Genomic DNA, 26,915 nt, shown 5'->3' with positions numbered 1-26,915 from the left:
GGTAAGTTTATAGATTACCTTTAAGGATTTGAAACCATAAAATGAATGATATTTCAAAAATTATTGGGGATAGGTTTATAGATTACCTCTAAGGATTTGAAACCAGGTTGCCTATGAGAAAATCGAACATTACAGATACAGTTTATAGATTACCTCTAAGGATTTGAAACTCAAAAGTTGTCGGGGATAGAATCCGATTTATCAGAGTTTATAGATTACCTTTAAGGATTTTAAAACAACTTTGGAAAAAACTGATTCATACATTACTTGATGTGGTAAAATTATGTATCTAGGTGTATTATTAATAGTACAAATTAATTCGTATCTGTTGGCAAATGCAAACCCGAGGTGATTTATATAATATACGATTGCATGGTTAGTAAGATAGGCAGGAGACATGTACTATAAATAAATTATTGTAATCAAAATCATTCTCCTTTAAATAGTATTACAAGGCTATCAAAGACAGAAGCTTTTGCAAAGACTAAAGATTTATCGAATAAATATAACGGAACAGCATTTGGTCGATTTGCAGATTTTGAAAATTATTATCCGTGAAGAATCAGAACCGAAGAATGGTTATACAATAGGTTTGATAAAGGTAAAATCATCAAATTACCGCTTAGTAACATAAGTTCAAATCTAATGGGGATGCCAGCTGGTTTCTAAGCAGCGTTAAAGAGCAGTACACATATATTGAAGTTCAGCTTTGGAGTGATAAGTACTGTCACGAATAAAGCTAGCAATCAATTATATTATTAGAAGTTTTATCAGAGAGGTACATTATGGAGTGGACTAAATTATTGTCATTAGATACACAAGTAGAGAGGGAGCAAGAGCCGGATATTTTTATAAGATATCCGATAAGTGATTTGGAAAAGGACTATGAGTCAATTATATCGAGTGCTGCATTTAGAAGGCTGCAAGATAAGACACAAGTATTTCCATTGGATAAAAGTGATTTTGTAAGAACCAGATTAACGCATTCAATTGAGGTTTCTACTATTGCAAGGCAATTGGGGATAATGATAACAAGGAACATTACTCCTTACTTGCAGGAGGTTTTTAGAAACAATAGTGAAGTCACGGATGAAATACCGGTAATGCTGTCCTGTGCAGGATTGCTGCATGATATTGGAAATCCGCCATTTGGCCATTTTGGAGAAGTAGTTATTGGAGAATGGTTTAGAAAAGAATTTCAAAATAAAAATTTTAAATATAAGGGTAAACCGGTTGCCAAAGTTCTGAAAGAGCAAATGAAAATGGACTTAGAGAATTTTGAAGGTAATGCACAGGCCTTGAGAATTCTTTCAAAAGTAAAAAATAATCAAGAAGGATATGATGTAAATCTGACTTATGGGGTGTTAAATACACTCATAAAATATCCCACGAGTTCAATTGGTTTTAATTCGAAAGATGAGGATGTAAAAAAGCATAAGTTAGGGTATTTTTATGCAGAAAGAAATACAATGGAATTGGTTTGCGGTGCTACAGGGACAAAGAATGGAGAAGAATATATCCGTCATCCCCTTGTTTACTTAATGGAAGCAGCGGACGACATAGCATATGCCACTGCCGATTTAGAAGATGCGTTAAAAAAGAACTTGTTTTCGGTAGATCAATTTATTGAGTATTTTGACAGAAAGACAAGTGAAATTGCGAATCCTTCTTATAAGAAATATACCCAGGAACTGATTTCAGACTTAAAGAAACGTATTGACGAGACTGGAAGCGGTACAGAAAGCGATTTGGTGGCTTTCCAGAAATGGATGGAACTTGTAAGAAAATGGCTGATGTACGTAGTATCTTATAGATTTTCAAAAAATTATGATGATATTATGAATGGTATATTTAAACAAGATATGTTTTATGAAACCAATCATCAGGAATCAATAAAAATCCTAAAAGGTGCAATGATTGAATTTGTATATGACAATAATGAAATATTAAAGTTGGAATTATCTGCGAAGAAAATTATCAGTGCATTAATGGATGATTTTATTTATGCGGCTCTGTATTGGGACGTTGAAAGCGATGCGGAGAATGAAGAGTACCAGATATCAAAAGCTGATAAAAAATTAATAAGCATAATATCTGCAAATTACAAGGAAGATTATAGATGTGCAAAGACAGAAGACGAGGCTGAAAATCTGTATTTAAGATTTCTGATGGTTACAGATTATATTAGCGGAATGACAGATTCATATGCTAAAAATATATATCAAGAATTAAATGGAATTTAATAAATAATTACACTTGACAAATCATCTCATGCATATTACTATAAAAATACAAATAAGTAAAACCGTTGAGAAAGAGAAGTAGGCAATTGGAATTCATAACAGAGAGCCCTTATTGGTGGAAAAGGGTATGGATACATCTGCTGAATGGACTTTTGAGGGCAACCCGAAGTAGAGTAGGCGTTGACGGCGACCATAGCCGTTACCAGTATGGCATATATGTTGGTATATGATAAAGTGGACTTTTGTCAAATTGAGTGGTACCGCGGATAATATTCGTCTCAAGTTAATATAACTTGAGGCGTTTTTTTATGCAAAAACAGATAAAAGACATGGCCACGAAAAGTAACAGTCACCCAAAAATAGGGCCTGCCAACACAGCCTGATATAATCGAAAGCATATAAGGAGGTTATATTTATGAAAAGAAGAATTGCTGGAATGATGGTATTTGTGCTTATGATGGCTCTGCTGTACGGCTGCAGCGCAGGAAAAGGGGATACGGTGACCATTGGTATTGGTCAGTATGCAGAACATCCATCCCTTGACAATTGCAGGGAAGGATTCCTGGCAGGACTAAAAAGCGAAGGATATGAAGAAGGAAAGAACTTAAAGGTAGAATATGAGAACGCCCAGGCAGATAATTCTCTGGCAGGGCAGATAGCAGACGGCTTTGTATCAAAGAAGGTAGACTTAATCTGTGCTATTGCAACACCTATGGCACAAAATGCTTACGGTGCCGCTAAGAATACAAAGATACCGGTAATCTTTACCGCTGTAACAGACCCGGTACTGGCAAAGCTTGCAAATGATGATAAGACACCGGCTGGAAATGTAACCGGAACCAGTGATAAACTTCCGGTAGAACAGCAGCTAAAGATGATAAGAGAAATACTTCCGGATGCTAAGAAAATAGGCATCCTCTACAACACCAGTGAAGCAAACTCCGTATCCGCCATAGAAGAGTACAAAGCATTGGCTGGAAATTATGGCTTTGAAATAGTAGAAAGCGGAATAACCGCAACAGCAGATATTCCACTGGCAACAGACAATCTCTTAACCAAAGTAGATTGCGTTAGCAACCTTACCGACAATACAGTAGTAAGTTCCCTGCCTGTAATCTTAAAGAAAGCAGGAGAAAAGAAAATTCCCGTTTTTGGAAGTGAGATAGAGCAGGTTAAAAAAGGCTGTCTGGCAACGGTCGGAATTGATTACTATGACCTTGGCGTTAAGACCGGTAAGATGGCTGCTAAAGTTTTAAAAGGCGAGAAGAAAGCCTCCGATATGAACTTTGAAATAATCGATCAGGCAGCTTTCTACGGAAATACAGCCGCAGCAAAGGACCTGGGAATTGACTTACCAAAAGACCTTACCGATTCCGCCAAGGAAATGTTTGATTCCATAGCAGAATAACACAATAGGAAAAGCCATAGAAAGGAAATCACAATGGCATACATTTTACAGACCATTATCGATATTGCTACCGGTGTACTGGAAGAAGGCTTAGTTTATGCGATTTTAGCCTTTGGAGTTTATATTACCTATAAAATTCTGGATTTTCCTGATTTGTCCGTAGACGGCACTTTCCCTTTGGGAGGTGCCGTAGCGGCGGTTTTAATATTAAAAGGAGTAAACCCGGTCTTAACGCTTTTGTTTGCCTTTATAGCCGGAACCCTTGCAGGAACCTTAACGGGAATAATCCATGTAAAATTCAAAGTAAGAGATCTGCTGTCAGGTATTATTATGATGACGGCCCTGTATTCTATAAATTTAAGGATTGCCGGAAGATCCAATGTTGCAATATTTGATAAGGATACCATCTTTGAAAATGCATTTCTAAAAAAACTCGTGCCGGAAGCAGTAAAACCCTATGAGACACTTATTATCCTACTTTTTATTGCCCTGTTTATGAAGCTTCTGCTGGATTTTTACATGAAGACAAAATCGGGCTATCTGCTTCGGGCGGTAGGGGATAATGAGGTATTGGTAACTTCACTGGCAAAGGATAAGGGGACTGTAAAAATAGTAGGCCTTGCACTGGCAAATGGACTTGTAGCACTTTCAGGCTGTATCTATACCCAGAAAAGCGGCTTCTTTGAGATATCATCAGGAACCGGCTCCATTGTTATAGGGCTTGCCAGTGTAATTATCGGAATCAATCTCTTCCGAAGAAAAGAAAAAGTAAAAGCGACGACAGCCGTAATAATCGGTACAATAATTTATAAGGCTTGTGTTTCCATTGCCATTGCCATTGGTCTTTCTCCATCGGATATGAAACTGATAACAGCAGTATTGTTCCTTGCAATTTTAATACTTAGCAATGACAGAAAAAGGAAGGTGAATTCCCGTGCTTGAATTAAAAGACATTTCGAAATATTATAATCCTGGAACCATTAACGAAATGTGCCTTTTTCATGATTTTAACCTCAAGGTAGAAAAGGGAGAGTTCCTTTCCATTGTTGGAAGCAACGGTTCCGGCAAAACCTCTCTGCTGAATATTATCTGCGGGAGTATTCCTTTAGACAGAGGGGCAATAATAATAAATGATACGGACATTACAAAGAAGCCGGAATATAAGCGTATAAGGAACATTGGAAGAGTATTCCAGAATCCGGCAATGGGAACCTGCCCTTCCATGACAATCTTAGAGAATCTTTCCCTGGCAGACAACAAGGGTAAGAGCTTTCACCTTGGCAGAGGAACGGATAAGAAACGGATTGATTATTATAGGGAAAGCTTAAAAGTACTGGGGCTTGGATTGGAGGATAAGCTGGATATCACAGTCGGCTCCCTTTCCGGAGGACAACGGCAGGCGCTGGCGCTGTTAATGACTACCATAACACCAATTGAATTCCTCATCCTGGATGAACATACGGCAGCCCTTGATCCGAAAACAGCGGAAACCATTATGGAACTGACTGACCGCATAGTAAAAGAAAAAGCGCTGACTACCATTATGGTTACCCATAACCTAAGATATGCGATAGAATACGGCAGCAGACTTTTGATGTTTCATAAGGGAGAAGCTGTCATAGACAAGAAGGGAAAAGAAAAAGAAGAGTTAAAAATTGAAGATATTCTGGGAAAATTCAATGAAATTAGTATAGAATGCGGAAATTAGAATATCCTTTGGCGGAGCGTTAATGCGCCATGATATTGAGAGTAACCCAAAGTGCATTTTTGAAGAACTTAACTTTAAAAACCTTCGCAAATAGATATTTTTTAATGCGTATTAAAAAGCAGAGTTTATCAACAGGTTCACTTTGGGATACTCCTGAGATTAATTATTTGACAGTTTAGATAATGCTTTATTCATTGTTTCTATATCTACTTGGTTTTCTACTTCACTTTGTCTTTCAGAACCTACGTCATATACTGGTCTTTCATATATATTTCCATTTAACGTATATTTGCCAAAAACACTGGAAGTTATATAAAAGGAATCTTCAGGCAGAGGTGGAGAATTCAACGTTAAAAACATCACTACTTCATCACCTACTTGTGAATGTTTTGCATCCATAAAACAGTAATCCACAATACTATTACTTCGTTCTTCTTCACTATATTTTGAAATATCTATATGTGGTTTTATAGATTCCATTACGTCAGAATACTTTGCATATCCACCATCTTCATAAACTATTATTGAACTTATATTGCCAATATCTCCATAATAAGTCTCGGAAAGCTCAACCGTCAATATTGAGCGAGCTATAGAACCTATAAATTGATATTGAATATCTGTTATTTTTCCCTTTACGACGGCATCAAAATTTCCGCTGTTTACAAATTCATCAATATTATAATAAAAGGCTTTTAAAGATGCACTACTATTTACTGTTGATATTATATTAAAATCATCCACATTATCATGTGTCAGTGTTTCATTAGCATCCTGATTTATAATTTTATCAGAGGTGTTGTCAGTATTAATACTTTTAGAACATGCTGTTAATAAAAATATCAATGTGAGAAATATTGATATATATATACTTTTCTTTTTCATATTTACTTTCCTCCATATATAGATCTTATGCCTAAAACATCATCTTTTTGTGCCTTTGTTATATCTTCTTTACAAACGGCAATATCTGACCGCATAAGGCTATTTGTTGATGCATGGTTAAGTCCCATAACATGTCCCATTTCATGTGCTATTGCAGCCTTTCTTTTATTATAACTTAGTAATCCGAAATCAGAATCTAATTCAATCTTTCCCCATGTCCAATCAGAATTTTCTGCATTCACATATGTACTTCTGCTTCCTTCATACCAAGTTGTCAATGCCCAGTAACTATTAACTATTTCACTTTTATATATATCCATCTTACTTTCACTCTGAGTGAGAGTTAATTTATAATTTATAGGAGTGCTGTAATACGAACCATAATATGTATCTGTACTCATCCAATCACTCATGGCTGTATTGATTTCTCCGCTATAAGTTCTTGCACCATCTCCAATGTAGTATTTTTGAACGCTTTTTCCAGAGCTACCTACCCCATTAGTAAGCTTGTGCCCATATAATTCATAAGCCGAAACTTGTAATGAACCAGATATAAATACTAATAATAATGCTAACATAATACATTTTGATTTCTTTCTTCTCATTGTTACTGCTCCTTTGCATTTGTTTGAATTTGAAATATACATTAGTAAAACAAAAATGAATTACTTAAATCAGCACATAATATCACCTTCCTCTAAAGCTGGCATGGCTATTTTGGACTCTTCCGGTATGAAAACAAATCGCTGAAATTATTTTTTAGGTAGATATATACCTATGTCTTACATTATTTATTATATTTTGTCAATATATCCTAAATTTGTTTTATATCTATACTATAGAGTAGTATTTATTTGTTACGTATTCTATCCTGATTTCCAGTTTCTTTGTTATATGAATGAACAATATCAAATGAAATTTATTCAGATTATAGGTTAGACGTATAAAATCCAAGCCATACTTGGATTGTTAGAAGTAATGCGATTTCGAAATAATTTAAAAGGGAAAAGGAAAAGAAGAATTAAAGATTGAAGATATTTTGGGAAAATTCAATGAAATTAGTATAGAATGCGGAAATTAATCAATATAAAGACAAATATTATATAAAAGTGACAAAAATATTAAAAATATTATAAAAATATTACCATATTGCTAAAAAACGGATTGACAATTACTGGCATATATGGTAATGTTTTTTTGTAAAACTATTGCAATAGTTATTATAGGAGATTAATACAATGAAGCTTTTTGATTCAGAGTTAAAAGTTATGGATGCTTTATGGAAAAGGGGGGACTTATCAGCAGGGCAGTTGTCCAAAATACTGAAAGAAGAAACTGGTTGGAACCGTAATACTACCTATACAGTAATTAAGAAATGTATAGAAAAAGGAGCCATTGCCAGATACGGCACCAAGTTTATGTGCAAACCACTTATAAGCCGTGAAGAGGTCCAGCAGGAGGAAACAAACGAACTGGTGGAGAAGATGTTCGAAGGGTCTTATGAGAAGTTCTTTGCAGCCTTTTTAAACGAAGGGTATTTGTCGCAGGATGAGATAGAAAAACTTAAGAAAATAGTCGACGAAACTCAATGAGGTAATAGGCATGGATCTATACCATATATCATTTTCGTCTTCCATACTTATAGTCTTCATACTGCTTCTGAAGACCTTTAGTGGTTACAAACTGCCGAGAAAGACTTTTACATTATTATGGAAGATTGTTTTAATCAGGCTCCTGATACCTGTTACGATAAAAATACCGGTACCGGACTTATGGATTATAGCCAGGAAGAATGTGAACCAGACGGGGAGCACTCTTAGAGATTTTGTCCTTTCTGGAGGAACAGAGAGCGCAACATACCAGACTGAGTCCGCTCCATATAAGTTTTCAGGAGCATACATACTATTAACTGTTTGGATTACAGTAACAGCAGTTCTACTTTGCTTATTTTTATTAAAGTATATAGGGAGCCGAAGGCAGATGAGAGAAGCCCTGCCTTCGGAGAATGATTATGCCAGGAATTGGGTAAGCAGCCAGCGCAGTATGCGCTCGGTACGGGTTCTTACCTTTGATAGGATTGTGTCTCCGGTAACCATAGGAGTATTTAGACCAAAGATAATTCTTCCAAAGAATTTGGAAATGGACAGGGGAAAACGGCTGGAATATGTGTTGACCCATGAATGGGTACATATAAGACGTCTTGATATTATATGGAAGCTGTTATCTATGATTGCCGTATGCATCTATTGGTTCAATCCGCTGGTATGGCTTATGTATAAGCAGTTCAACCAGGATATTGAGATAGCCTGTGATGAAAAGGTAATAAAGATGTTCGGTGTAGAGGCAAAGCCGGATTATGCTTACGCGATCATTCAGCTTATGGAAACAAAACCGCAGTTTTCACCTATGTACAATGGCTTTGGGCAAAGGCCGGTGGAGGAAAGAATTACTTCGATTATGAAAATCGGAAATCCGACCAGAAGAAGTATCATCGTTTCCGTAACGGTGATATTATTGTCTACGATGGTTTTCTTTACAACAGTGGCAGCCGGCAGTAATTATGGGGCTTTTGATCTTGGAACAGTTACCGGAGGGGAGACCGGTAATGAACATGCGAAGAATCCAGAGTCCAGAAAATACTATCCGGTGAATGAGAATGGATATACTTATGGTACTATTAATAGTAAGGTCGGTGTTGTACCTGATTTAATTTGCATATGGCAAGCAGAAGAGGGTTATGTTTATGCTGATGAATATGCAAGTTCTTTTATCGGCAACAGACCAGATCCAGAAGTACAAGGGGCTACCATTGATAGTATGGAGCAGCAAGAAGCGGGCAAAATCTGTAATGTTTATTTACGTGATGGGGAGACAGTAATAGGGACTTATGATTTAATAAATGGGGATTTAAAAGGCATTAAATAGTTGGCTTGCATACGAAGGAGGAAATTCTATGTTAAATAAAAAGTTCAGATTATGTTTTTCTATAATTGCAGTTATGGCACTTATTCTTGTGAATGTATCTGCTGCTCAGGCAGGGGAAGCTTTTGGAAGTTATACCAGGAGAGCAGTCTATATGTATACCTATTATGACAGGGCAGCAGTAAATACTGAATCCCCTGCGGGATGGGCATATACAGACATTTATACTTCTGGTTATGTCAATGTTCCGACTGCTTACATGGGAGCGGGAGCACAGTTATTCAGTGCTGACGGAGCTTTATGTAAGTCTGGAGGAGTGGTTTACAACACTAGTCCTACTTCTGTATTAAGTGTGGGAACTGGCAGATATACAGGTCCATCAGGATTCTTCAGTATGGGGCTTGCTACATATTATAACGGAAGCGGATATAACAATTTCTGGACTACCAGTACTCCAACCTTATATATCAATGCCGGCCGTGCTGCAGCCTTAATGGCACCGGCACCGTTGTTACCGGAGAATGAGAATGACCAGACTTTGGGTAATGCCTATGTGGCACAGATTACAGGAGAACTGCCTGATTTGGTAAGTGCTGTTACAACAGACGGTGTTAAGGGATATGTATATTCACAGGATATACAGCCTAAAACACCTTCTGATCCGCAGGAAGCTCTTGCTATGAATGCAGAAATCTTTTCTAATCCTTCAATACCTGTTTACGCAGAAGATGGAACCACAATTATCGGTACCTTCCAGTTCACACCACAAATTATAAGCGAAGATACGGCTGCTGAAAGGAACGAAGCACCTTCAGTAGATAAATAGCCTTAACGGATGAGAGGCTTTTATGGCTGGACAGAATAATTAATTTAGAACGTGAATAGTGAATGGGAAACAAAATGGAAATATTAATGAAATGAATCGTAATTTTAACTGAGGGGAATAGTTAAAATATATATAGAAGGCAGTTATCTCGAGGGAGGTAGCTGCCTTTTATTATGAGTATTTTATGCTCTTAACTTACTTTTGGGTTAATAGAGATAGTGTTTGAAGAGGATGTCCAAACTTATGGTAACGCTTACAGGGCACAGATTACTGGAAAATTGCCTGATTATGAATATGGAATAAATTGTAATTCTATATTACATTGGAAATAGAAATTATCTCATATTGTGTGTTTATTACTAACCACAGTTGAGAGTAATAATTCATGATATTCCAAACACCGCTTCCGGACAATCCATATTCCGGTACCAATTTTACTAAAGCATCAATACTTCTGACATCTATAAACCATACTATGTGCTGGATTAAGACGCCTGATTTATCAACGGAATATTCAAAATAAGGCGTCTTTGATATTTCATCGAATTGTATTATGGCATCATAATTAAGTGCTAAATTTATAACAGAATCTAAAGAAAGAGAATTTGCTTTTGAAACGCCAACGATGTAAGGAAGCTCCCAGTCATAGCCAATGATAGGCAGGCCGATAACAATCTTTTTAGGAGGAATCATAGTTATAGCATAATTTAAAAATTCTCTTAACATAAAGTCTGAACTGACAGGCGCAGGAGGACCAAAAGAATAACCCCAATTATATTGCATGATATTTATACTGTCTGCTTCTCTGGCAATACCAGTATAATCTATTCTTTCAAAGGTTATCTCATTTACATTATAGACAATATTAGGTGCTATCGTTACAAATACTTGATATCCCTCGCTGTGTAATCTGTGAGTCAGTTTTATTAAGTAATTTTCGTAGATTTGCTGATTCCTCGAAGTAATAAACTGGAATGATATATTTAATCCATAATACCCCTTTGTTTTTAAAATATACAATATATTTTCAATATGGATATCTGTCAGATCTGGATTGTAAAGTATTCTGTATTCAGTTTCCGCGTCTGCACTCCCTTGTTCTGTTAAAGTAGATAATAACATAATTGGAGCAACTCCGTGTTTTTTGGCTTCCTGTATAATATCCAAATCATTAACACTCTCAATCTGAGCATTTTCTAGTGTTTGATATCCAAATACAGAAAGATAAGTAAGGAATAGCAGGGTTTTTCTTAAGGTATTTTTATTAATATATGTAGTTGAATATCCGTTTGTAGTAACCGAACTTATTTTATCAGCATAGCTTATGACCAGAACTTCACCTGGATAAACATAATCTCTATCCAGCATAAAAGGATTGTTTCTTAATAGTTCATTAATTGTAATTCCATTAATATCAGCGATGTTTTGTAAGGTATCACCTTCGTGGACAGTATATGTTTGTTCAGGATATGCAATAGCTATAGATTGCCCCACCACCAGATTATTATAGTTTGTCAGTCCATTATCTAATATTAATCGCTCAACAGGGAAACCGTAAGACTCTGCAATAGTGAAAATTGTTTCTCCAGGTTGTACTATATGTATTATCATATAACCCCTCTAGATATTTATAATACTTAATATATGTAACTAAGTATAAAAAGTATTATAGTATAATTTAAATGAGGAGAATAGTTAAAATACATTTATATCAAATGTATCACAATAAAATATTAATAGGATTTTTTTGAGATTGGAAAATAATTACAAAAATGCCGATTACCACGTCCAGCTTACCAAATAGCACTTCTGGATTGTATATATGATAAAAATATGGTAAATTTTTCTTGAATCATAAATGTGAAAATTGAGAAAATAATAAGAATTTTTAAATAATAAATATATTTCGCAAATATGGCAGTATCAAACAAATGACTAATTGAGATGTAGCTTAACTTGGAACTATTTAAAAATAGATAAGTTTAAAGATTGCATTAGCAAGATAAGAAAGTAGCCGGACAGATAGATGGGGGATTTTTAGTGAATTTTAAGTATATTAGACAAGATAAATCATTAATAATTAAAAATAACTATTTGCTTTATTCAATAAATTTAAATGATATCTACTATTTTGAACGATTAGGGAGAAAAATAGAAGTGGTTTTATATAATAAACATGTATCCTTTTATGGTTCTTTTGCTGAACTCGAAAAAGTCCTAAATAAGAGTTCTTTTATAAAATGTCACAAATCTTATATAGTAAATTATAAAAAAATCTTTCTAATTGATAAGGATGAGATATCATTTAAAGAAATTAATGATATTATAATAGTTAGTCAAAATTTTAAAGATGATTTATTTAAATTAGTAACACAAACTATTTAAAAAGAGGAGGTACTTGAAGCCTCCTCTTATACTTTATAATTAAATAAAAATATTAATATTAAGTATTATAATTCCTGAAATACCCATAATAATTGAGATATTTTTCAAAAAAATCTCTACTTTTTTACTTATAAAATAGATTACAGCCTTTTTCAATTTTAATACTAAGTATTTGTAGAGTGACATTACATCAAATAATATAAGGCATATAAATATTAGCGTGTCACCAATTATGCTTATATTTGTAATGTGATTTATTTTAGGAAAGAAGACGTTCTTTAAAATAGTTAAAGTTACTACAAAGATAGTCATTAATAAGCTTGCATAAAAATCCTTTTTGATTACTTTCTCATTATTATCGATTTCTTTTATAAACATATTTTCTCCAACATTACTTCGAGTTATTATTTAATACCATAGCACTTTTATATCATCGGTAAAAGTACCAGTATAGCTTTGTTCACCGCTTCCTATTTTTGTAGAAAGATATGCTGTCCAAGGATTATAAAGGTTTTGGGTTACAGTTGTACCATTATATAAAGAGGTAACACTAGTTATCTTCAACCCGTATTTAAAATCATTAGTAGCCTCTTTAATTGATGAACGCTCCAAATCACTTAAGGAAGGTATTTGCAATATGCCATATGATCCCATTATCATCCCTATAATATTAGCAGCTTTGTTTTTTCCGATAGCCTCTATCCCAGACTTTATAGCTGCCTGCATCACCTGTAGAAAAATACGCAACCTGGAGATCGCCGGGTCTAAATGTAAAAGTGTACTTAGACCCAATATCTACCAACATTCCCGTTCCACCAGATTCAGCACTTACCACCGCTGGATTAAACAATACCCCTGCGACCATACACATAGTAATAATACAACTAATTAGCTTTTTTTTCAATAACTTCATAAACATTTCCTCCTCATAATTTAATGATGGTTTACTTAATTTGTTGCAAGTAAATATTAGCAAAAATTGTTTGCTCAATGAGGGAAATGTAATGAATAAGGCGTTTTATGTTATATAAAACGTATTTTGTGTAGAAATAGCATACTTACTTATTACCGCTGCATGATTTAAATATTGACCCAACTCTATTATTTAGATCAAAGTAACCTGCATCCGTAAATTTAATAATGCAAAGTATCATATTCAGATTATTCGCAGTGAGGTTTCGTCTATAATAGTGGATGGGATGCAGATTCAGGATAATTTACTTCCTTATGAAAATGGGAGGAGCTATAATGTTTATATAAAAACAGGAAAGGAGTAGAATAACGGATGCTAAGACAGGGATTCAGTTTTACAACCAGGCAGGATTATGAAAATTGCCTGGTTACGCTATGTGAAAATATACGGTCGGAATTTTCATCAGATTTTACCAGCTTACATTTAGGGGAGACAGCAACACTCTATGATGATAAGACAATAGGATTAGAGGGAGTTGCCAGAATTCTATGGGGGCTGGTCCCTTTATGGGCCGGATGCGGTTCAAGTTTTATGCAGCAGGAAATACTGGCAGGAATTAAGGCTGGTACCAAATCATCGAACCCTGGAGGATGGGGTAAGCTTTGCAACAGCCATCAGGCTTTTGTAGAGATGGCGCCTATGGCACTGGGGCTGTTGCTAACGCCAGAAAAGGTATGGGAACCACTAAGCGAAAATGAAAAGTCAGAATTTCAGGCGTGGCTTTATCAGATTAATGATTATTCTTTACCGGTGAATAACTGGTATTTTTTCAGGGTTTTAGTAAATACAGCATTACAAAGTGTTGGGGCTTGTAATACTGAACATAAAATAGAAGAAGATTTGCAGACAATAGAATCTTTTTATCTGGGAGATGGCTGGTACTCTGACGGTAAGACAAAGCAAAGGGATTACTATATTTCATTTGCCATCCATTTTTACTCAATGATTTATGTGAAATTCAGAAAAGAATCTGACAAGGTACGGTGTGAGCGGTTTTGTACAAGAGCAAAAGAGTTTGCAAAAGATTTTATCTACTGGTTTTCTGAAAATGGTGAGGCAATACCTTATGGACGTTCACTTACGTATCGCTTTGCACAATGTGCATTTTGGTGTGCCACAGTATTTGCAGGGGTGGATACATTCCCTTTGGGGGTAGTGAAAGGAATTATAAACCGTCATTTCAGATATTGGTTTTCTAAGCCGATTCTGGATAGAAGCGGCGGCTTAACAATAGGATATGGTTATCCAAATCTGAACATGGCGGAGGGCTATAATTCTCCGGGCTCTCCATACTGGGCTTTTAAAAGTTTTCTTATATTGGCGCTGCCGGAATCACATCCATTTTGGAGTACAAAAGAGGAACCGCTTCCTAAATTGGATTCTGTTAAAAAATTGGAACATCCAATGATGTTAGTGTCCAGGCAGGATAAAGATAATGTAGTTGTACTGGCTTCCGGCCAATATCCTGGATTTGACCCGGTTCATTCAGCAGAGAAATATGCTAAATTTGCTTATTCCAGCCGTTATGGATTTCATGTTCCCCGTTCCTATTATAAGCTGGATCAGGCGGCACCGGATAATATGTTAGCTTTTTGCCGGGATGGCGTATATTTTGTACGGCGTCAATGCAAAGAAGTAATTGTGGAGGAAACTTCGATTAAAAGTATTTGGTCGCCATTGGACGGAATAGAAGTAACAACCGTATTGGAGATATGCAATAAGGGGCATAAAAGGACACATACCATTACCTTGGATTTTCCTTGTGAAGCAGTGGAATGTGGGTTTGGTATACCAGTGGACAATTACAGGGATTTAACAAAGGATTGCCAGGAAGCAAAGGCATATATTGCTACAGAAAAGGATTATAGTATAATACAGCTTTTAGCGGGTAACGGCCTGGCAGGTGAATTTTTAGCAGAGCCCAATACTAATATTTTATATCCAAGGACGGCTATACCCTATTATAAATTTTCTTTTGAGAAAGGCACTTATACCATTTGCACTTATGTTGAGGCCGGAGCTGCTTTAAGACCTAAATAAGAATATTAATATGAAGCATTATAATTCCCAAAATACCCATAGAAATCGAGATATTTTTTAAAGATATCTCGATTTTTTACTTATAAAATAAATTATAGCTTTTTTCAGTTTATTATTTTAATTGTTCCCAAACCATTCATCAAACAGTATTGCATATTCATAGGTATCCACCCAGATAGGTCGATTGTTTTCATCCTTTTTGAAATAGATGTTTTGTAATAAATGTCCCTCACGCCTCATGTTCAGTCTTTCAAGCAATTTCCATGAAGAGGAATTTAAAGGATTACACATTGCAACAATTCTTCTTGCTTTTAATTCATTGAAAGCAAAATCGATGATTGCTTTTCCGCTTTCTGTTGCATAGCCTTTATTATGATATTTTTCATTGAAAACATAGCCCAGTTCCCAGGTATCAAAATCCTGCTTTGCTAAATACAAATTTCCAATTACTTTATTATTTTTTAAGCACACAGCCCAAAAAGCTTCGTCCTTGGCCCTTTCAATTGCTTCTTTCTTACAGGCATCTTCTGAAAAGACATCATAGGGTTCATAGAATACAACTTTCTCGTTTGAGAGGTACTCATATAAATCCTTCCAATCATCCGGGGTAAATCTTCTAATAATTAATCGGTCTGTTGTGATAAATTTCATTTGTTTATGCTCCAATCATATTTTCTTCCACGTCGTTAACTCTTATTAAATGCTTGCAACGACTCTTTTAAAGCATTCCCTAAAGCCCATTTTTTTGTATAAACTTACGCCATCAGCCTCTGCCCGAAGAGAAATGGTTTTAATTCCGTTTCAATTAGATCTGATATCAGTATATCAAATCTTCCAGATATAAACAACACCTGGAATGTGCAACGGAACGAAGCGGGACAACAGTCTACTATAAAGTTGTTGAAGTTATGATAAGAAAAGTTTCCTGAAAGGAGATCGATATTTATCGGAAAGATTGCTCCCACTTGATATACTTGCCGTAAGTAATCAGATGGGAGATTTTTGATTTAAAATATACAGCTAATATCAGCACACATAACGGACTTTTTGCCGTCCTTGTTCTCATAGAGCTGTGAGATTGTGCGGCACAATTTGCCCGTAGCCCCGGAGATATAGTCAAAGGAACTGTAGATGTCTCCTTTTAACAGGATTGCCTGGCGGAAGTATTTCTTCGAGGTGAAGTCATCCCCCGGAAGGCCGGGTTTAAATTCTATATTGTTTTCTGTCTGTATCATAGGATGCAGAATTGTGTGGCTTATCTGAATACCATTTTCATCCATGACGTAAATACACTCCAAATCTTTTCTATTTTTTATATAATCGGAAAGTAAACGGTCCATGTCCGGAGTTTCGGAAACGGGAGCAACGAGACCGGTCAATTCTTTCATAAGGTTCTTTTCATAAAGTGCATCCTGCTGCTTGTCTTTCTTTATAAGATAGTCTTCTCTTATACGGAAATGGCTTATAAGCTCCTTTAAGCTGTTTGACTCTTCTAAAAGGGTAATTGTACTGGCGGCATTCTCCATGGCAAAGGCGGCGTTATCCTGTTCGGAAAGCGATAGGGTTCCAATAATCTCGGAGATACTTTTCAGCTCATTTTCCTGATCCTTGGAGGCTTCTGCGATTTCTGTGCTTAGGGCAGCGGTCTTGTCTACGGAAGTGAGGATTGAGGTCAGGTTTTGTGCTGCCAGAACAGTGATTTCCATGCTTTCCTGTACTTTTTCGCTATTCCGGGTAATCAGTTCAGTAGTCTGCTTTACGGCATCCGAACTTTGGGAAGCAAGGGTCCCTACCTGTTCTGCCACCACGGCAAAGCCGTTGCCGGCTTCTCCGGCTCTTGCGGCTTCTATGGAGGCATTGAGTGCAAGCAGCTTTGTCTGGGAAGCAATATTATGTATGATATCTATGACATGTCCGATATCCTTGGTGGAGGCCTGAACAGCTTCGATTGAGGTTAACATCCGGTTCATGTATTCCTGTCCGGTTTCTGCCTCCTTCTTTGCTTCTAATGTATACTGAGAGGTGGCTTCCGCATTTTTGGCATTTAACACGGTCTTGTAGGTGATGTCTGTCATTGTTTTTGATATATCAGATATCATTTGGGCTTCTCTGGAAGCATTTTGAGCAATGGTATTGGAGGATTGCTGCAGTCTGGCACACATGGAATCAATCTGATGAGACAGCTGTGATATAGAACCGAAGGTATCTTTCAGGGAATTGCCGATTTTGGTAAGGGCATTTTTTATGGGTATGAAATCACCGTTAAAATGGACATTGGGGTCCGGGCTTATTGTCATATCGCCGGCGGAAAGATGGGATATAACATGGGTGATTTCCCGGATATAGTTGTTTAGGAGACAGGTGATGTTATTAAAATCTGTTGCCAAATCTGCCAAAAGAAGATTCTCGTCCTGAGTTATGTGGGCATCCAAATAGCCTTTTGACATCTGGTGCATACCATCTGCTATACTTTTGGATTCGTTGTACAGACTGGCTATTGTTTTTATTTTTCTCATAAGTAAAAAACTCCTCCCATTTTTTGTCTTCCTGTGAAAATAAAAAGGCAAAGGGGCATATTATAAGCTCCTTTGCTTTTTTTTATTATAACAATAATTAAGGTTATGTCAATTAAAACTTTCTTACTCATTATATAAGTATTTTTCTCCGGTGAACCGGAACAAATATTCATTGATAGAATAAAATGAATTGAGAATATGTATACCGTGTACGGTAATATACAGGAGAATGTATGAGTGATAGTTATTATTACAATGAGGCTATATCAGGCGTTGGTATACCCTATGATGATATCAGATGGTACGATATAGAAGGCACTCCTTTTGGCCTGGCATCGGGCTTTAATGTAATTGTATTTGGAGATGCCAATAATATTGTGGATGTAGAAGGAGCTATGGCCGTAGGTGGGAATTATTACAGTCCAAGAGGCTTAAGTGTTGGATTTGAAAGGGAAAACGGCCGGATTGAGGTTGGCTACTCCCCTGATTTGGTTCGTTTTATGGTAGGAGGAGACACTACTCTTATGGGACCCCTTGTAGTTGTTGGCCATGTTGTAGGCGATGGACGTTTCAATGTTGCCAAGGGGAGCACTTACCTGATTGGAAAGGATGGTATGACGAACCAGAAGCAGGAACTTGCTTACCTCTATCAGGCAGCCGGAGGAAGCAGATATTGGGAGCCTGCGGATAAAGAAAATCATTATCTGATATCCAGTTACGATGTACCCCGTTATATCCCGGCAGAAAGGATTCAAGCAGATGTAAATGGCTTTTTCAGTAATGCCAGAGACAGTGTGGAAGCCTTTAAGAGCTGTATTGAAGAATTGCCTGTTAACGGAACAATTACAGATAATTACCATGAATGGGTATTAAGAGGAAACAATCCGACCCAGAATGTATTCCAGATTGATGCCAGACCAAATGGTCTTATTACCAAAGGTATCAGAGCAGAGGTGCCGGAAGGCAGTCTTGTTATCGTACGTATTTTATCCGGTGATCATGCCCATCTGCAATATGGAGTTATGGGGGAAGAAAGTAAGGCAAACCATACATTATATGTATTTGAAGATGCCCAGCATATTCACATGGAACAGCCGTCTGATATATGGGGAAGTATCTTAGCACCACAGGCCATGTTTCATGGGCATCAGACAGGAGGCCATGTAAGCGGCAGCGTTGCTCTTGGAAGCTTTGCAGTGAATGCTAACAGCGGTTTTGAATTTCATCTGTATCCTTTTGTAGGAGGAGTAGTATGCGGGAGCGCACAGCCGCAGCCAACACCGCCGGTACAGCCAATGCCAACTATGCCGGTACCAACACCGCCGGTACAGACGATGCCGACCATGCCGACACCACCGGTACAGCCAATGCCGACTATGCCGACAAGACCGACACCGCCGGTACAGACGATGCCGACTATGCCAAGACCGACGCCGCCGGTACAGACGATGCCGACGATGCCAACAAGACCAATACCGCCGGTACAGACGATGCCAACGATGCCAACAAGACCGACGCCGCCGGTACAGACGATGCCGACTATGCCAAGACCGACACCGCCCAGGCCGACTGTGCCAAGACCGACGCCTACACCGCCAGCCCATACCATGCCGGCAATGACTTGTCCGGAATGCCCTGCCTGCCCGGAAACAGAACCAGAGATTATTCCCTTCCCTGTACCTGTTCCTGTACCGGTTCCTATCCCTTCAGAGCCTAGGGAATGCCCGGTATGCCCAGATACAAAGGATTGTCTCATAACACCAGGAATCATATTTGGCTGCGTGTGGGGATGTGATTGCAGCAAGTCCCATGAGTGGGATGTTAAGCTGTATTCCGTATGCAATGATTATAAAAACCTTCTTTACTGCGAAACTATAAGCCGTTATGGGTGTTTTAAATTTGAAGTTCCTTATGATGCCTGCTATGTACTTGAGGTCTGCCCTTCCAATAAGTCAGCAATGTGCTCAGGCTGTAAACCAAAGGTTACTTTAAAGAATATTGGTGTAGCTAATTTTATGATTTGTTAGGATAGTGCTTCTCTCCATGCATTCCTGATAATAACTTCCTAAGGGAATGCATGGAGTTTCTGGTGTCAGTTTTTCAATAATCTTTTCCCGGTAATGCTTTCTACCTTTAACTTTAAGACAGTAACCTTTTCCAGAATTCTATCTTGAAACTGAAAGGCTTCCGCATTAGAATATTGTCTCATTAAGATGGTCAAAGCGTCTCTTTTTTCATCTGGCTTTAGTATTTCCATAAGCCCCTGTCCGCAAACACTTTCAAATTCCATGGAATACTCGCAGGCAGACTCCCCGGCTATAAGCTTGTGAGAGCAGTCCATTTCAAAGGCAGCATGATTGTTGTCTTTAATAAGATCAAGCTTTAACCCTTCGTTGGCGCAATGAAAATACAGTTCCAGGTTGGTACTGTTGTAATTGCAGCCGAAATTCATAGGCACAATGTAAGGATATTCTTTGTCAAAGAGTGCAATTCTACAGGTATCACATTTTTCCACAATGGATAGGATATCATTGATATCCGTTATTTCTCTGTCTTTTCTTCTCATGATTTACTCCATTTCTGCACTGCTTTATGCGCATTATTTTATCTATAATAGCATAGCCGTCCGGAAAAGAAAAGAGCAGTTTATTTCCCTTTAACAGGTGTATACTATAAACAAGAATGCAGAAATTTAGGACAAAAAGTGTAATATAATATACAGGAGAATATTTAAGTAGTATACTGTAGGTAGATTTTTACACCCTGATTTGAGGGATTAAATATTCTTACCCTGCGTTTGAAACTTACTGTAGGAGAGATTAGAGGATGATAAGAGATTATATTAAGATGTTTTTGATTAAGAGCAAAAAAGCTTCCACGAATCAGCTCTATACCAAATGGGGAGAGGAGCTTAAGAAGAAGCCCCTGACAGAGTACCCCAGACCTCAGCTGAAAAGGGATAGCTATATCCCTTTAAATGGTTTGTGGAATTATGCGGTAACAAAGACGCGTGAGTTCCCGGGCCGTTATGACGGCAGGATTCTGGTTCCATTTTCTCCGGAAAGTGCCCTGTCAGGTGTAGGCAGGCAGATTATGCCCAGGGATTATCTGTGGTATGAGAGGAAAATCACAGTGAAGGAAATAAGGGCAAACAGCCGCTTGATTCTGCATTTTGGAGCTGTTGACCAGTATGCAAAAGTGTTTGTCAATAAGAAGAAGGCAGTAAGCCATCTGGGAGGCTATCTGCCCTTTTCTGCAGATATTACAGATATGCTGGTAAAGGGAAAGAATGAGCTTCTTGTTATGGTACGGGACGCCAGTGATACCTCCTATCACAGCAGGGGAAAGCAAAAGCTCCTAAGCGGCGGGATGTTTTATACTGCACAAAGCGGCATTTGGCAGAGTGTATGGATGGAATGGGTGCCGGATTATTATATTAAAAACTTAAAGATTACCCCTTTATATGAAGAATCCATGCTTCAACTGGAAATAACTATGAATAATCAGAAAGAGGGGCCGGAAATCCCTGTCTGGATACAGGTTACGGATAAGGAACGTCTTATTCTAAGCCAAGAGGACAGCGGGAATAAGCTTCTTATACCGCTGCCCGGATTTATTCCCTGGAGTCCTGAAAATCCCCATCTGTACGGGCTTACGGTAATAGTTGGGGAAGACAGGGTGGACAGCTATTTTGCCATGAGAAAGGTTGAAGTAAAAAAAGATGAAAAGGGAATTCCGAGAATCTTTTTAAACGGAAAACCTTATTTTCAAAATGGGGTCTTGGATCAGGGCTACTGGCCGGACGGACTTTATACCCCTCCCAGTGATGAGGCAATGATATATGACATTCTGACTATGAAGAAGCTGGGCTTTAATATGCTAAGAAAGCATATTAAAGTGGAGCCCCTTCGGTGGTATTACCACTGTGACAGGCTTGGGATGCTGGTGTGGCAGGATATGGTTAACGGAGGTGACAGTTATAATATGCTGCTGCTTGGATACCTGCCGAATTTCTTCCCAAGAGTAGCAGAGAAGATAAAGGATAACTGGTATCCTTTCTTTTCAAGAAGGAATGAGAAGGGCAGGCAGGAGTGGAAAGCTGATTTAGCCGGAACCATTGAGCACTTGTACAATTCTCCCTGCATTGTCGTATGGGTGCCTTTTAATGAGGGGTGGGGACAGTTCGATTCCGAAGAGGCAGTACGGCTGATTAAAGGAATAGACAATTTCAGGCTGATAGATCAGGCCAGCGGTTGGTTTGACCAAAAAGGCGGAGACTTTAAGAGCATCCATAATTATTTTAGAAAGCTGCATATTGTTACCGAAAAGAGGGCTGTTGTATTATCGGAATTTGCAGGCTTTGCCTGTCCTACCACAGGACATATGTTTTCAAAGAATATCTATGGCTATAAGATTTACCGTGCAAGGGAAGACTTCGAAAAGGCGGTGGGAAAGCTATATAAGGAAGAACTGCCGATGCTTATTAAGAAGGGACTTTCAGCTGCCGTCTTTACACAGCTATCCGATGTGGAGGATGAGATTAACGGCTTGCTGACCTATGACAGGAAGGTCCTTAAGGTTACGAAGATTCCGAAACTTTAGGATAAAGTTATTTGGATCATACTGCAAGCAGGCTTGCGGTATGGGTGGGAATCAGAAGACAGAATAAGAACCTGGAAGAGAGAAGCATTAAAAGTACTCTCTTTCAGGTTCTTTTTAAGAAATTATATTCCTGCTACATTTACTTTTTCAAAAGCAATGGCAAAAGGGCCTTCATAGCCTTTTTCCTTCTGAAGCTCTTTTGACAGAGTCAGGCTTCCATGAGTTTCTAAGATGCTGCCATTGATGGAACCACCGGTTACAGGAGTAACGGTTTCTCCGTCGCAAAGGAAAGCAAGGCGGATTTCACCGCCATAATGGCCTGAAAAGCTGTCCATCTGGAAATCGGAGAAGTTTACCACATGAAGGTATTTGCCTGTTTTCATCTCCTCAAAGCTTTTGCTTCCGCCCTGTACCTTTATCTGAGAGTAGATACCGGTAGGCTCTGTGTTCAGATAATGGGAAAAGCGGCTGTTTCCGTGGATGGTATTTAGTTCTCCGGCAGTAACTAAGGGACGGTCTATTAACTTGATACCTTCGGTACTATAGGGTTCATTGGCTATCAGATTTATGGAAAGAAGGTCTCCTGTTACATTTTCTCCCTGTACCTTACAGCCCTTTGTGTAATTGGAATAGCCCGGATAGATAAGGGCTGCTGAGGAACGGTCCATATAATAGTCAAATATTGTACTGACAAAATGTCCGGAGATAATAACCTTATATTCGCCGCTCTTTGGTGCAGCCACGGCAACAGCTCTTGCCTTTGTAGTTTCCAGCGTGTATTTTACCTTTTCTTTTAAGGCAGTGGTATCCGGTTCAGTATAGTGGAAGCTCTGATAAGTTTCCACATCCATAGGTGAGGGGCACTGGGCCACAAATTCTCCGCTGGCAGTGTATTTATCATAACTGACATCAATCCCTTCGGAATTGAGTATGTGGATAACGGATTTTTCAAGGAACATCTCTGCGGAATTTAAGTAAACATCATCTTTCGTATCCTCAGCAAAAAGTGCTTCTGTCATTAACATGGCACTTTCCGTAAGGGGCATGGAGGCCAGTTTGGAGGTGGAAGGGATGAATTCTTCCTTCTTACCCTTTGGCAGTTCATAATAGAGGTTGCATACAAAGGAGGCAGCATAATAGGCTTCCTTTATTGCCTGGTCAAGCTCTTCTTCTGTCATTCCGTTATAGATGCCGATTGCGGAGGAACCACGCATTTTCTTGCCGTCTTTTTCAAAATCACGGTAAACGGTCAGAGAATAGTCATGGACACTCTTTTCTCTTCGGATATCTAACCTTCTGCGGATAAAAAACAGCTCTACGCTTTCTGTTGTTACTTCATTTATTAGATAATGCCCTATGTTATTTTTTTGTAAGGCATTTAATATTTTATCAAGCACAGTGTTACTTCCTTTCTATATGTAGTCGGTTTTGCATCATTAACCTAAACGGATTTTTGCTTTGATATAAGGACCGCCGTCAGATACCTTTACCCATTCCTTATAGCCCTTGCCGCAGAAACCTCCGCCGCCTAAAGCCTTCTCTTCGGAAACCATGGAGATGGACTTTAACAGGTCGGGAACGTAGCCGGTGAGCACAATAGGGGAAAAGATTTTTCCGGTTAATTTGCCGTCTTTTATTTCTCTTGCAACATTTACCATACACTGGATGCCCCAGTTTTTCGGGTCTTCCATACCGCTGCTGGGATTGTCTAAGAGGAATCCATATTCTACAGAGGCAATCATATCTTCTACCTTGTCATGACCTCCCTCGAAAAAGGTGTTGGTCATACGGGTATAGGCTTTTCTCTCATAGCTCTGTCTTCTTCCGTTTCCGGTAGGTTCTGTGCCAAGATACATGGCGCTTTGGCTGTCGCTTATTCCTCTTTTTAAGATTCCCTTTTCAATGATAACCGTATCTTTTGCCGGGATACCTTCATCGTCAAAGAAATAGGTGGCTGTTTCTTCTGCGGCAGTACCGCCGTCATGCATGGTTATAAGAGGGGAGGCAACGTATTCTCCAACGTACTTTTCAGCAAGAGCACGTTTCTTTACAAACATATCCATCTCTACACCATGGCCAAATGCTTCGTGAACGATCATACCGGTAACTTCGGGAGTACAGATACAGTCATATTCCCCGGGAGTGATGGGTTCAGAGTCCAGTAAGGCAAGGGCAGAGTCTGCTGTTTCCTTTAAACCTTCCTTCATATCCTTTAATATCTCACTGCCGCCAAGATTGGAATAGCCCTTAAAGTAGTATTTGATTTCTTCACCCTTTGATACCATAACCATGGTTGTGCCTGTTGTCCATAAGACATCCTGCTCCATATCCTTACCACGGGAGAGAAAGAGTTTATGATACTCCTGAAACCGGAGACCGGCAGAGCAGTCCAGGACAGAAGGGTCATAATTTCTGCCCTCCTCACTAAGTGAGGTTAACAGGGAGATGATTTTTTCGCTTCCCATATCCGACAGGCTTTCCTGATAGTTTGTACTCTCGTGGAAAGAAAGAGTTTCATCCTTTAATTCCTCATAGGAAATGATATCGATTCCATTTGGTAAAGCATTTTTTAGAGGAATCAGGCTTTCTTCTATTTTGCGGAGAATTTCAGGCAGCAGTTCTTTGGTGATGCCGTTAAAGGAATATTCCCCATAGCTGGTACCATCATATATCTTTGCTACAAAGCCCCTTCCGCTAAGTAAGGAGTCTTCGGAAATCACGGTTCCGCGCTTGGACACACTATAAATCATTGCCTTGGAATCGGATGCCAGAATGGATACATAGCGATACTTCTTAAGAAGGTTATCTAAAAGTTCCTTCAGGAGAGGTTTCACCTGTTGTAAGTAAGTACTTGAGTTTACTTTCATGATAGTTTCCTTTCTACGTAGTTCTTGGTAATTCACATCCACTTTCCAAACAGAAAGGGCTGTTGCAGAACAGCATTTATTACTCTGCCACAGCCCAAAGTGAATGTTATGTTAACATAAGTCTATTATAAGAAAATAGGAATAACCTGTCAATCATTCCAATAAAAGAAATTACGGGGAGTATATGGAACTCCCCGTAATGTTTTAAAATCAAAAATTCGTATGATCCGGGTCTGTGACACCGCCGCAGCAATCGGTCAGGCCGGCTATTACTCTTATATCCTCTTCTGTCAGGGTAAAGTCAAAAACTTCTGCATTCTCCTTGATGCGGGAAGGAGTTACGGATTTCGGGAGGGGAAGATAACCCATCTGAAGGCTCCAGCGTATACCTATCTGGGCAATGGATTTGCCGTACTTGGCTGCCAGTTCCTGCATTTCCTTTACGCTGAATATCTTTCCGGTACCAAGAGGGCTGTAAGCCTCCAATAAGATATCCAGGCCTTTACAGTAAGCGGATAAATCATCCTGGGTCAGACCGGGGCATAAGCGTATCTGATTTACGGCAGGTTTTATTTTTGCAGTCTCTAATAAGGCATCAATATGATGAGGCAGGAAATTGCTGATACCTAAAGCACGTATCTTTCCCTGTTCATAGAATTCTTCCATGGCCCTCCAGCTTCCGGCATTTGCAGTTTGCCAGGAATCTCTGGATTTAATGGGATTGGGCCAATGTATCAGATATAAGTCCAGATAGTCTGTTCCAAGGTTATCAAGGGTCTGTAAGAATGCTTCTTTGGTTTCTTCATATCCATGCTGAGTGTTGCCAAGCTTACTGGTGATAAAGATATCTTCTCTCTTTATACCGGATTCCTTTACTGCCTGGCCTACACTGCTTTCGTTGCCATACATTGCTGCCGTATCAATATGCCTGTAACCGCATTCCAATGCGATTTTTACTGAATCATAAGCAACCTCACCTTCCGGTGTCTGCCAGGTTCCAAAACCAATGCAGGGGATTTTTACGCCGTTATTCAGTACATAAGTATCTGTAAGACTATTCATATTTCTTTGCTCCTTTCACTGTAATGCTGTTAGTTTATGGTTTTTCTTGTTTTTTATCATGAATTGTTAAAGTGCCGTACAATTTGATTATATAGTATAGAGTTAACTCTATGTCAAGGGCTTGGAGGAGGATTAAAAATTTTTCCTTGAATGTACCTTGAATGTAAATCGAAATTCCTATAGACTACAGCGAAGTTTTTTGTAATCACAACCTCTACTTTATTGATTTTACTAGTTAATATTACATTTACTTTTAAATTAATATAGCTATAATAGAACTGTGGACACTGTTTTTAGCTTTTTTTTGCGTACAAAAAGCAGACATCTGGAAAATACTGTGTAAAAGTAAGTTCCACACGATGAATTTACATTTTCATGGACTAATCTCTGCCTGTATCATATTTTCAGCTGATAATTAGTGTTTCAATAAGGATTTCTTTAGCATGATATCATCTGCGGGTACTGGTTTAAGGCCAGC

General features: G+C 38.3%; 23 protein-coding genes and 1 other annotated feature. Of the genes, 11 read left to right on the top strand and 12 right to left on the bottom strand.

The annotated features are described in order from the left end of the window. Positions 1-785 precede the first annotated feature (785 nt). The 4 genes from BUF11_RS16555 (at position 786) to BUF11_RS16540 (ending at position 5,359) form a co-directional block, all read left to right on the top strand. Entirely contained in the window at positions 786-2,243 is a 1,458-nt protein-coding gene (locus BUF11_RS16555; protein WP_073589980.1) for a deoxyguanosinetriphosphate triphosphohydrolase, read from the top strand. Between the two features lie 56 nt (positions 2,244-2,299). After that, positions 2,300-2,527, top strand: a binding site (T-box leader). A gap of 170 nt (positions 2,528-2,697) precedes the next feature. After that, positions 2,698-3,651 carry an ABC transporter substrate-binding protein gene (locus BUF11_RS16550; RefSeq protein ID WP_408606900.1) on the top strand — a complete coding sequence of 318 codons (954 nt, stop codon included), beginning with the start codon at positions 2,698-2,700 and terminating at the stop codon, positions 3,649-3,651. Positions 3,652-3,684: 33 nt separating this feature from the next. Next, the gene (locus tag BUF11_RS16545; RefSeq protein ID WP_073589978.1) at positions 3,685-4,593 is read left to right on the top strand and encodes an ABC transporter permease; all 909 of its coding nucleotides are present in this window, start codon (positions 3,685-3,687) and stop codon (positions 4,591-4,593) included. Beyond that, the gene (locus BUF11_RS16540; protein WP_073589977.1) at positions 4,586-5,359 is read left to right on the top strand and encodes an ABC transporter ATP-binding protein; all 774 of its coding nucleotides are present in this window, start codon (positions 4,586-4,588) and stop codon (positions 5,357-5,359) included. The genes BUF11_RS16545 and BUF11_RS16540 overlap by 8 nt, the downstream gene beginning before the upstream one ends. 159 nt (positions 5,360-5,518) lie before the next feature. Here BUF11_RS16540 and BUF11_RS16535 read toward each other — a convergent pair whose 3' ends face one another. Both BUF11_RS16535 and BUF11_RS16530 read right to left on the bottom strand, forming a co-directional pair. Next, positions 5,519-6,244 carry a hypothetical protein gene (locus BUF11_RS16535; protein WP_073589976.1) on the bottom strand — a complete coding sequence of 242 codons (726 nt, stop codon included), beginning with the start codon at positions 6,242-6,244 and terminating at the stop codon, positions 5,519-5,521. A gap of 2 nt (positions 6,245-6,246) precedes the next feature. Continuing rightward, positions 6,247-6,849, bottom strand: coding sequence for a matrixin family metalloprotease (locus tag BUF11_RS16530; RefSeq protein ID WP_073589975.1), 603 nt, complete (start codon positions 6,847-6,849; stop codon positions 6,247-6,249). A 633-nt stretch (positions 6,850-7,482) separates the two neighbouring features. On the opposite strand from BUF11_RS16530, the gene BUF11_RS16525 reads away from it, so the two are divergent. The 3 genes from BUF11_RS16525 to BUF11_RS16515 are packed head-to-tail and all read left to right on the top strand — an operon-like array spanning position 7,483 to position 9,992. Next, on the top strand, positions 7,483-7,836 hold the full coding sequence (locus tag BUF11_RS16525) for a BlaI/MecI/CopY family transcriptional regulator (protein ID WP_073589974.1): 354 nt from the start codon (positions 7,483-7,485) through the stop codon (positions 7,834-7,836). 10 nt (positions 7,837-7,846) lie between these two features. Then, complete coding sequence (locus tag BUF11_RS16520; RefSeq protein ID WP_073589973.1) at positions 7,847-9,169, top strand: M56 family metallopeptidase; 1,323 nt, start codon at positions 7,847-7,849, stop codon at positions 9,167-9,169. 28 nt (positions 9,170-9,197) lie between these two features. Continuing rightward, positions 9,198-9,992, top strand: a complete 795-nt coding sequence (locus BUF11_RS16515; protein WP_073589972.1) for a hypothetical protein — start codon at positions 9,198-9,200, stop codon at positions 9,990-9,992. A gap of 312 nt (positions 9,993-10,304) precedes the next feature. On the opposite strand, the gene BUF11_RS16510 is transcribed toward BUF11_RS16515, so the two are convergent. After that, a complete protein-coding gene (locus BUF11_RS16510; RefSeq protein WP_073589971.1) occupies positions 10,305-11,603 on the bottom strand; it encodes a LysM peptidoglycan-binding domain-containing protein in 1,299 nt (432 codons plus the stop codon). Positions 11,604-12,032: 429 nt separating this feature from the next. Between BUF11_RS16510 and BUF11_RS16505 the strand changes: the two genes are divergently transcribed. Further along, complete coding sequence (locus BUF11_RS16505; protein ID WP_073589970.1) at positions 12,033-12,377, top strand: LytR/AlgR family response regulator transcription factor; 345 nt, start codon at positions 12,033-12,035, stop codon at positions 12,375-12,377. A 39-nt stretch (positions 12,378-12,416) separates the two neighbouring features. Here BUF11_RS16505 and BUF11_RS16500 read toward each other — a convergent pair whose 3' ends face one another. From BUF11_RS16500 to BUF11_RS16490, 3 genes are read right to left on the bottom strand one after another with little or no spacing between them, the layout of a single operon-like run. After that, positions 12,417-12,755 carry a hypothetical protein gene (locus tag BUF11_RS16500; protein WP_073589969.1) on the bottom strand — a complete coding sequence of 113 codons (339 nt, stop codon included), beginning with the start codon at positions 12,753-12,755 and terminating at the stop codon, positions 12,417-12,419. Between the two features lie 30 nt (positions 12,756-12,785). Further along, the gene (locus tag BUF11_RS16495) at positions 12,786-13,031 is read right to left on the bottom strand and encodes a hypothetical protein (protein ID WP_073589968.1); all 246 of its coding nucleotides are present in this window, start codon (positions 13,029-13,031) and stop codon (positions 12,786-12,788) included. 16 nt (positions 13,032-13,047) lie between these two features. Further along, entirely contained in the window at positions 13,048-13,290 is a 243-nt protein-coding gene (locus BUF11_RS16490; protein ID WP_073589967.1) for a hypothetical protein, read from the bottom strand. A gap of 372 nt (positions 13,291-13,662) precedes the next feature. Between BUF11_RS16490 and BUF11_RS16485 the strand changes: the two genes are divergently transcribed. After that, positions 13,663-15,390 (top strand): DUF2264 domain-containing protein, encoded by a 1,728-nt coding sequence (locus tag BUF11_RS16485; RefSeq protein WP_073589966.1) that lies wholly within the window; start codon positions 13,663-13,665, stop codon positions 15,388-15,390. Between the two features lie 117 nt (positions 15,391-15,507). Here BUF11_RS16485 and BUF11_RS16480 read toward each other — a convergent pair whose 3' ends face one another. After that, complete coding sequence (locus BUF11_RS16480; protein ID WP_073589965.1) at positions 15,508-16,041, bottom strand: GNAT family N-acetyltransferase; 534 nt, start codon at positions 16,039-16,041, stop codon at positions 15,508-15,510. Between the two features lie 356 nt (positions 16,042-16,397). Next, a complete protein-coding gene (locus BUF11_RS16475) occupies positions 16,398-17,906 on the bottom strand; it encodes a methyl-accepting chemotaxis protein (RefSeq protein ID WP_073589964.1) in 1,509 nt (502 codons plus the stop codon). A gap of 233 nt (positions 17,907-18,139) precedes the next feature. Between BUF11_RS16475 and BUF11_RS16470 the strand changes: the two genes are divergently transcribed. Further along, entirely contained in the window at positions 18,140-19,933 is a 1,794-nt protein-coding gene (locus tag BUF11_RS16470) for a choice-of-anchor A family protein (RefSeq protein ID WP_073589963.1), read from the top strand. A 65-nt stretch (positions 19,934-19,998) separates the two neighbouring features. On the opposite strand, the gene BUF11_RS16465 is transcribed toward BUF11_RS16470, so the two are convergent. Beyond that, positions 19,999-20,472, bottom strand: coding sequence for a pyridoxamine 5'-phosphate oxidase family protein (locus BUF11_RS16465; RefSeq protein ID WP_073589962.1), 474 nt, complete (start codon positions 20,470-20,472; stop codon positions 19,999-20,001). Positions 20,473-20,732: 260 nt separating this feature from the next. Here BUF11_RS16465 and BUF11_RS16460 point away from each other — a divergent pair, with 260 nt between their 5' ends. Continuing rightward, the gene (locus tag BUF11_RS16460; protein ID WP_073589961.1) at positions 20,733-22,508 is read left to right on the top strand and encodes a glycoside hydrolase family 2 protein; all 1,776 of its coding nucleotides are present in this window, start codon (positions 20,733-20,735) and stop codon (positions 22,506-22,508) included. A gap of 122 nt (positions 22,509-22,630) precedes the next feature. On the opposite strand, the gene BUF11_RS16455 is transcribed toward BUF11_RS16460, so the two are convergent. The 3 genes from BUF11_RS16455 to BUF11_RS16445 all read right to left on the bottom strand — a co-directional run bounded on the left by BUF11_RS16455 (position 22,631) and on the right by BUF11_RS16445 (position 26,437). Continuing rightward, positions 22,631-23,905, bottom strand: a complete 1,275-nt coding sequence (locus tag BUF11_RS16455; protein ID WP_073589960.1) for a metallopeptidase TldD-related protein — start codon at positions 23,903-23,905, stop codon at positions 22,631-22,633. A 39-nt stretch (positions 23,906-23,944) separates the two neighbouring features. Next, positions 23,945-25,375: a TldD/PmbA family protein gene (locus BUF11_RS16450; protein WP_073589959.1), complete on the bottom strand. Its 1,431-nt coding sequence runs from the start codon at positions 25,373-25,375 to the stop codon at positions 23,945-23,947. A 210-nt stretch (positions 25,376-25,585) separates the two neighbouring features. Continuing rightward, on the bottom strand, positions 25,586-26,437 hold the full coding sequence (locus BUF11_RS16445) for an aldo/keto reductase (protein ID WP_073589958.1): 852 nt from the start codon (positions 26,435-26,437) through the stop codon (positions 25,586-25,588). Positions 26,438-26,915 lie beyond the last annotated feature (478 nt).

This window comes from Anaerocolumna xylanovorans DSM 12503, from assembly GCF_900143645.1.
In the GTDB taxonomy this organism is placed as follows: Bacteria; Bacillota; Clostridia; order Lachnospirales; family Lachnospiraceae; genus Anaerocolumna; species Anaerocolumna xylanovorans.
The sequence above is the reverse complement of the archived record's forward strand: the minus strand, read 5'-3'. Positions and strand labels throughout refer to the sequence as shown.

Excerpts from the sequence above, each read along its gene's own strand:
- BUF11_RS16555 (WP_073589980.1), top strand. The coding sequence starts at position 786 with ATGGAGTGGACTAAATTATTGTCATTAGATACACAAGTAGAGAGGGAG.
- BUF11_RS16550 (WP_408606900.1), top strand. The coding sequence starts at position 2,698 with ATGATGGCTCTGCTGTACGGCTGCAGCGCAGGAAAAGGGGATACGGTG.
- BUF11_RS16545 (WP_073589978.1), top strand. The coding sequence starts at position 3,685 with ATGGCATACATTTTACAGACCATTATCGATATTGCTACCGGTGTACTG.
- BUF11_RS16535 (WP_073589976.1), bottom strand. The coding sequence starts at position 6,244 with ATGAAAAAGAAAAGTATATATATATCAATATTTCTCACATTGATATTT.
- BUF11_RS16530 (WP_073589975.1), bottom strand. The coding sequence starts at position 6,849 with ATGAGAAGAAAGAAATCAAAATGTATTATGTTAGCATTATTATTAGTA.
- BUF11_RS16525 (WP_073589974.1), top strand. The coding sequence starts at position 7,483 with ATGAAGCTTTTTGATTCAGAGTTAAAAGTTATGGATGCTTTATGGAAA.
- BUF11_RS16520 (WP_073589973.1), top strand. The coding sequence starts at position 7,847 with ATGGATCTATACCATATATCATTTTCGTCTTCCATACTTATAGTCTTC.
- BUF11_RS16515 (WP_073589972.1), top strand. The coding sequence starts at position 9,198 with ATGTTAAATAAAAAGTTCAGATTATGTTTTTCTATAATTGCAGTTATG.
- BUF11_RS16510 (WP_073589971.1), bottom strand. The coding sequence starts at position 11,603 with ATGATAATACATATAGTACAACCTGGAGAAACAATTTTCACTATTGCA.
- BUF11_RS16500 (WP_073589969.1), bottom strand. The coding sequence starts at position 12,755 with ATGTTTATAAAAGAAATCGATAATAATGAGAAAGTAATCAAAAAGGAT.
- BUF11_RS16495 (WP_073589968.1), bottom strand. The coding sequence starts at position 13,031 with ATGGGATCATATGGCATATTGCAAATACCTTCCTTAAGTGATTTGGAG.
- BUF11_RS16490 (WP_073589967.1), bottom strand. The coding sequence starts at position 13,290 with ATGAAGTTATTGAAAAAAAAGCTAATTAGTTGTATTATTACTATGTGT.
- BUF11_RS16485 (WP_073589966.1), top strand. The coding sequence starts at position 13,663 with ATGCTAAGACAGGGATTCAGTTTTACAACCAGGCAGGATTATGAAAAT.
- BUF11_RS16480 (WP_073589965.1), bottom strand. The coding sequence starts at position 16,041 with ATGAAATTTATCACAACAGACCGATTAATTATTAGAAGATTTACCCCG.
- BUF11_RS16475 (WP_073589964.1), bottom strand. The coding sequence starts at position 17,906 with ATGAGAAAAATAAAAACAATAGCCAGTCTGTACAACGAATCCAAAAGT.
- BUF11_RS16470 (WP_073589963.1), top strand. The coding sequence starts at position 18,140 with ATGAGTGATAGTTATTATTACAATGAGGCTATATCAGGCGTTGGTATA.
- BUF11_RS16465 (WP_073589962.1), bottom strand. The coding sequence starts at position 20,472 with ATGAGAAGAAAAGACAGAGAAATAACGGATATCAATGATATCCTATCC.
- BUF11_RS16460 (WP_073589961.1), top strand. The coding sequence starts at position 20,733 with ATGATAAGAGATTATATTAAGATGTTTTTGATTAAGAGCAAAAAAGCT.
- BUF11_RS16450 (WP_073589959.1), bottom strand. The coding sequence starts at position 25,375 with ATGAAAGTAAACTCAAGTACTTACTTACAACAGGTGAAACCTCTCCTG.
- BUF11_RS16445 (WP_073589958.1), bottom strand. The coding sequence starts at position 26,437 with ATGAATAGTCTTACAGATACTTATGTACTGAATAACGGCGTAAAAATC.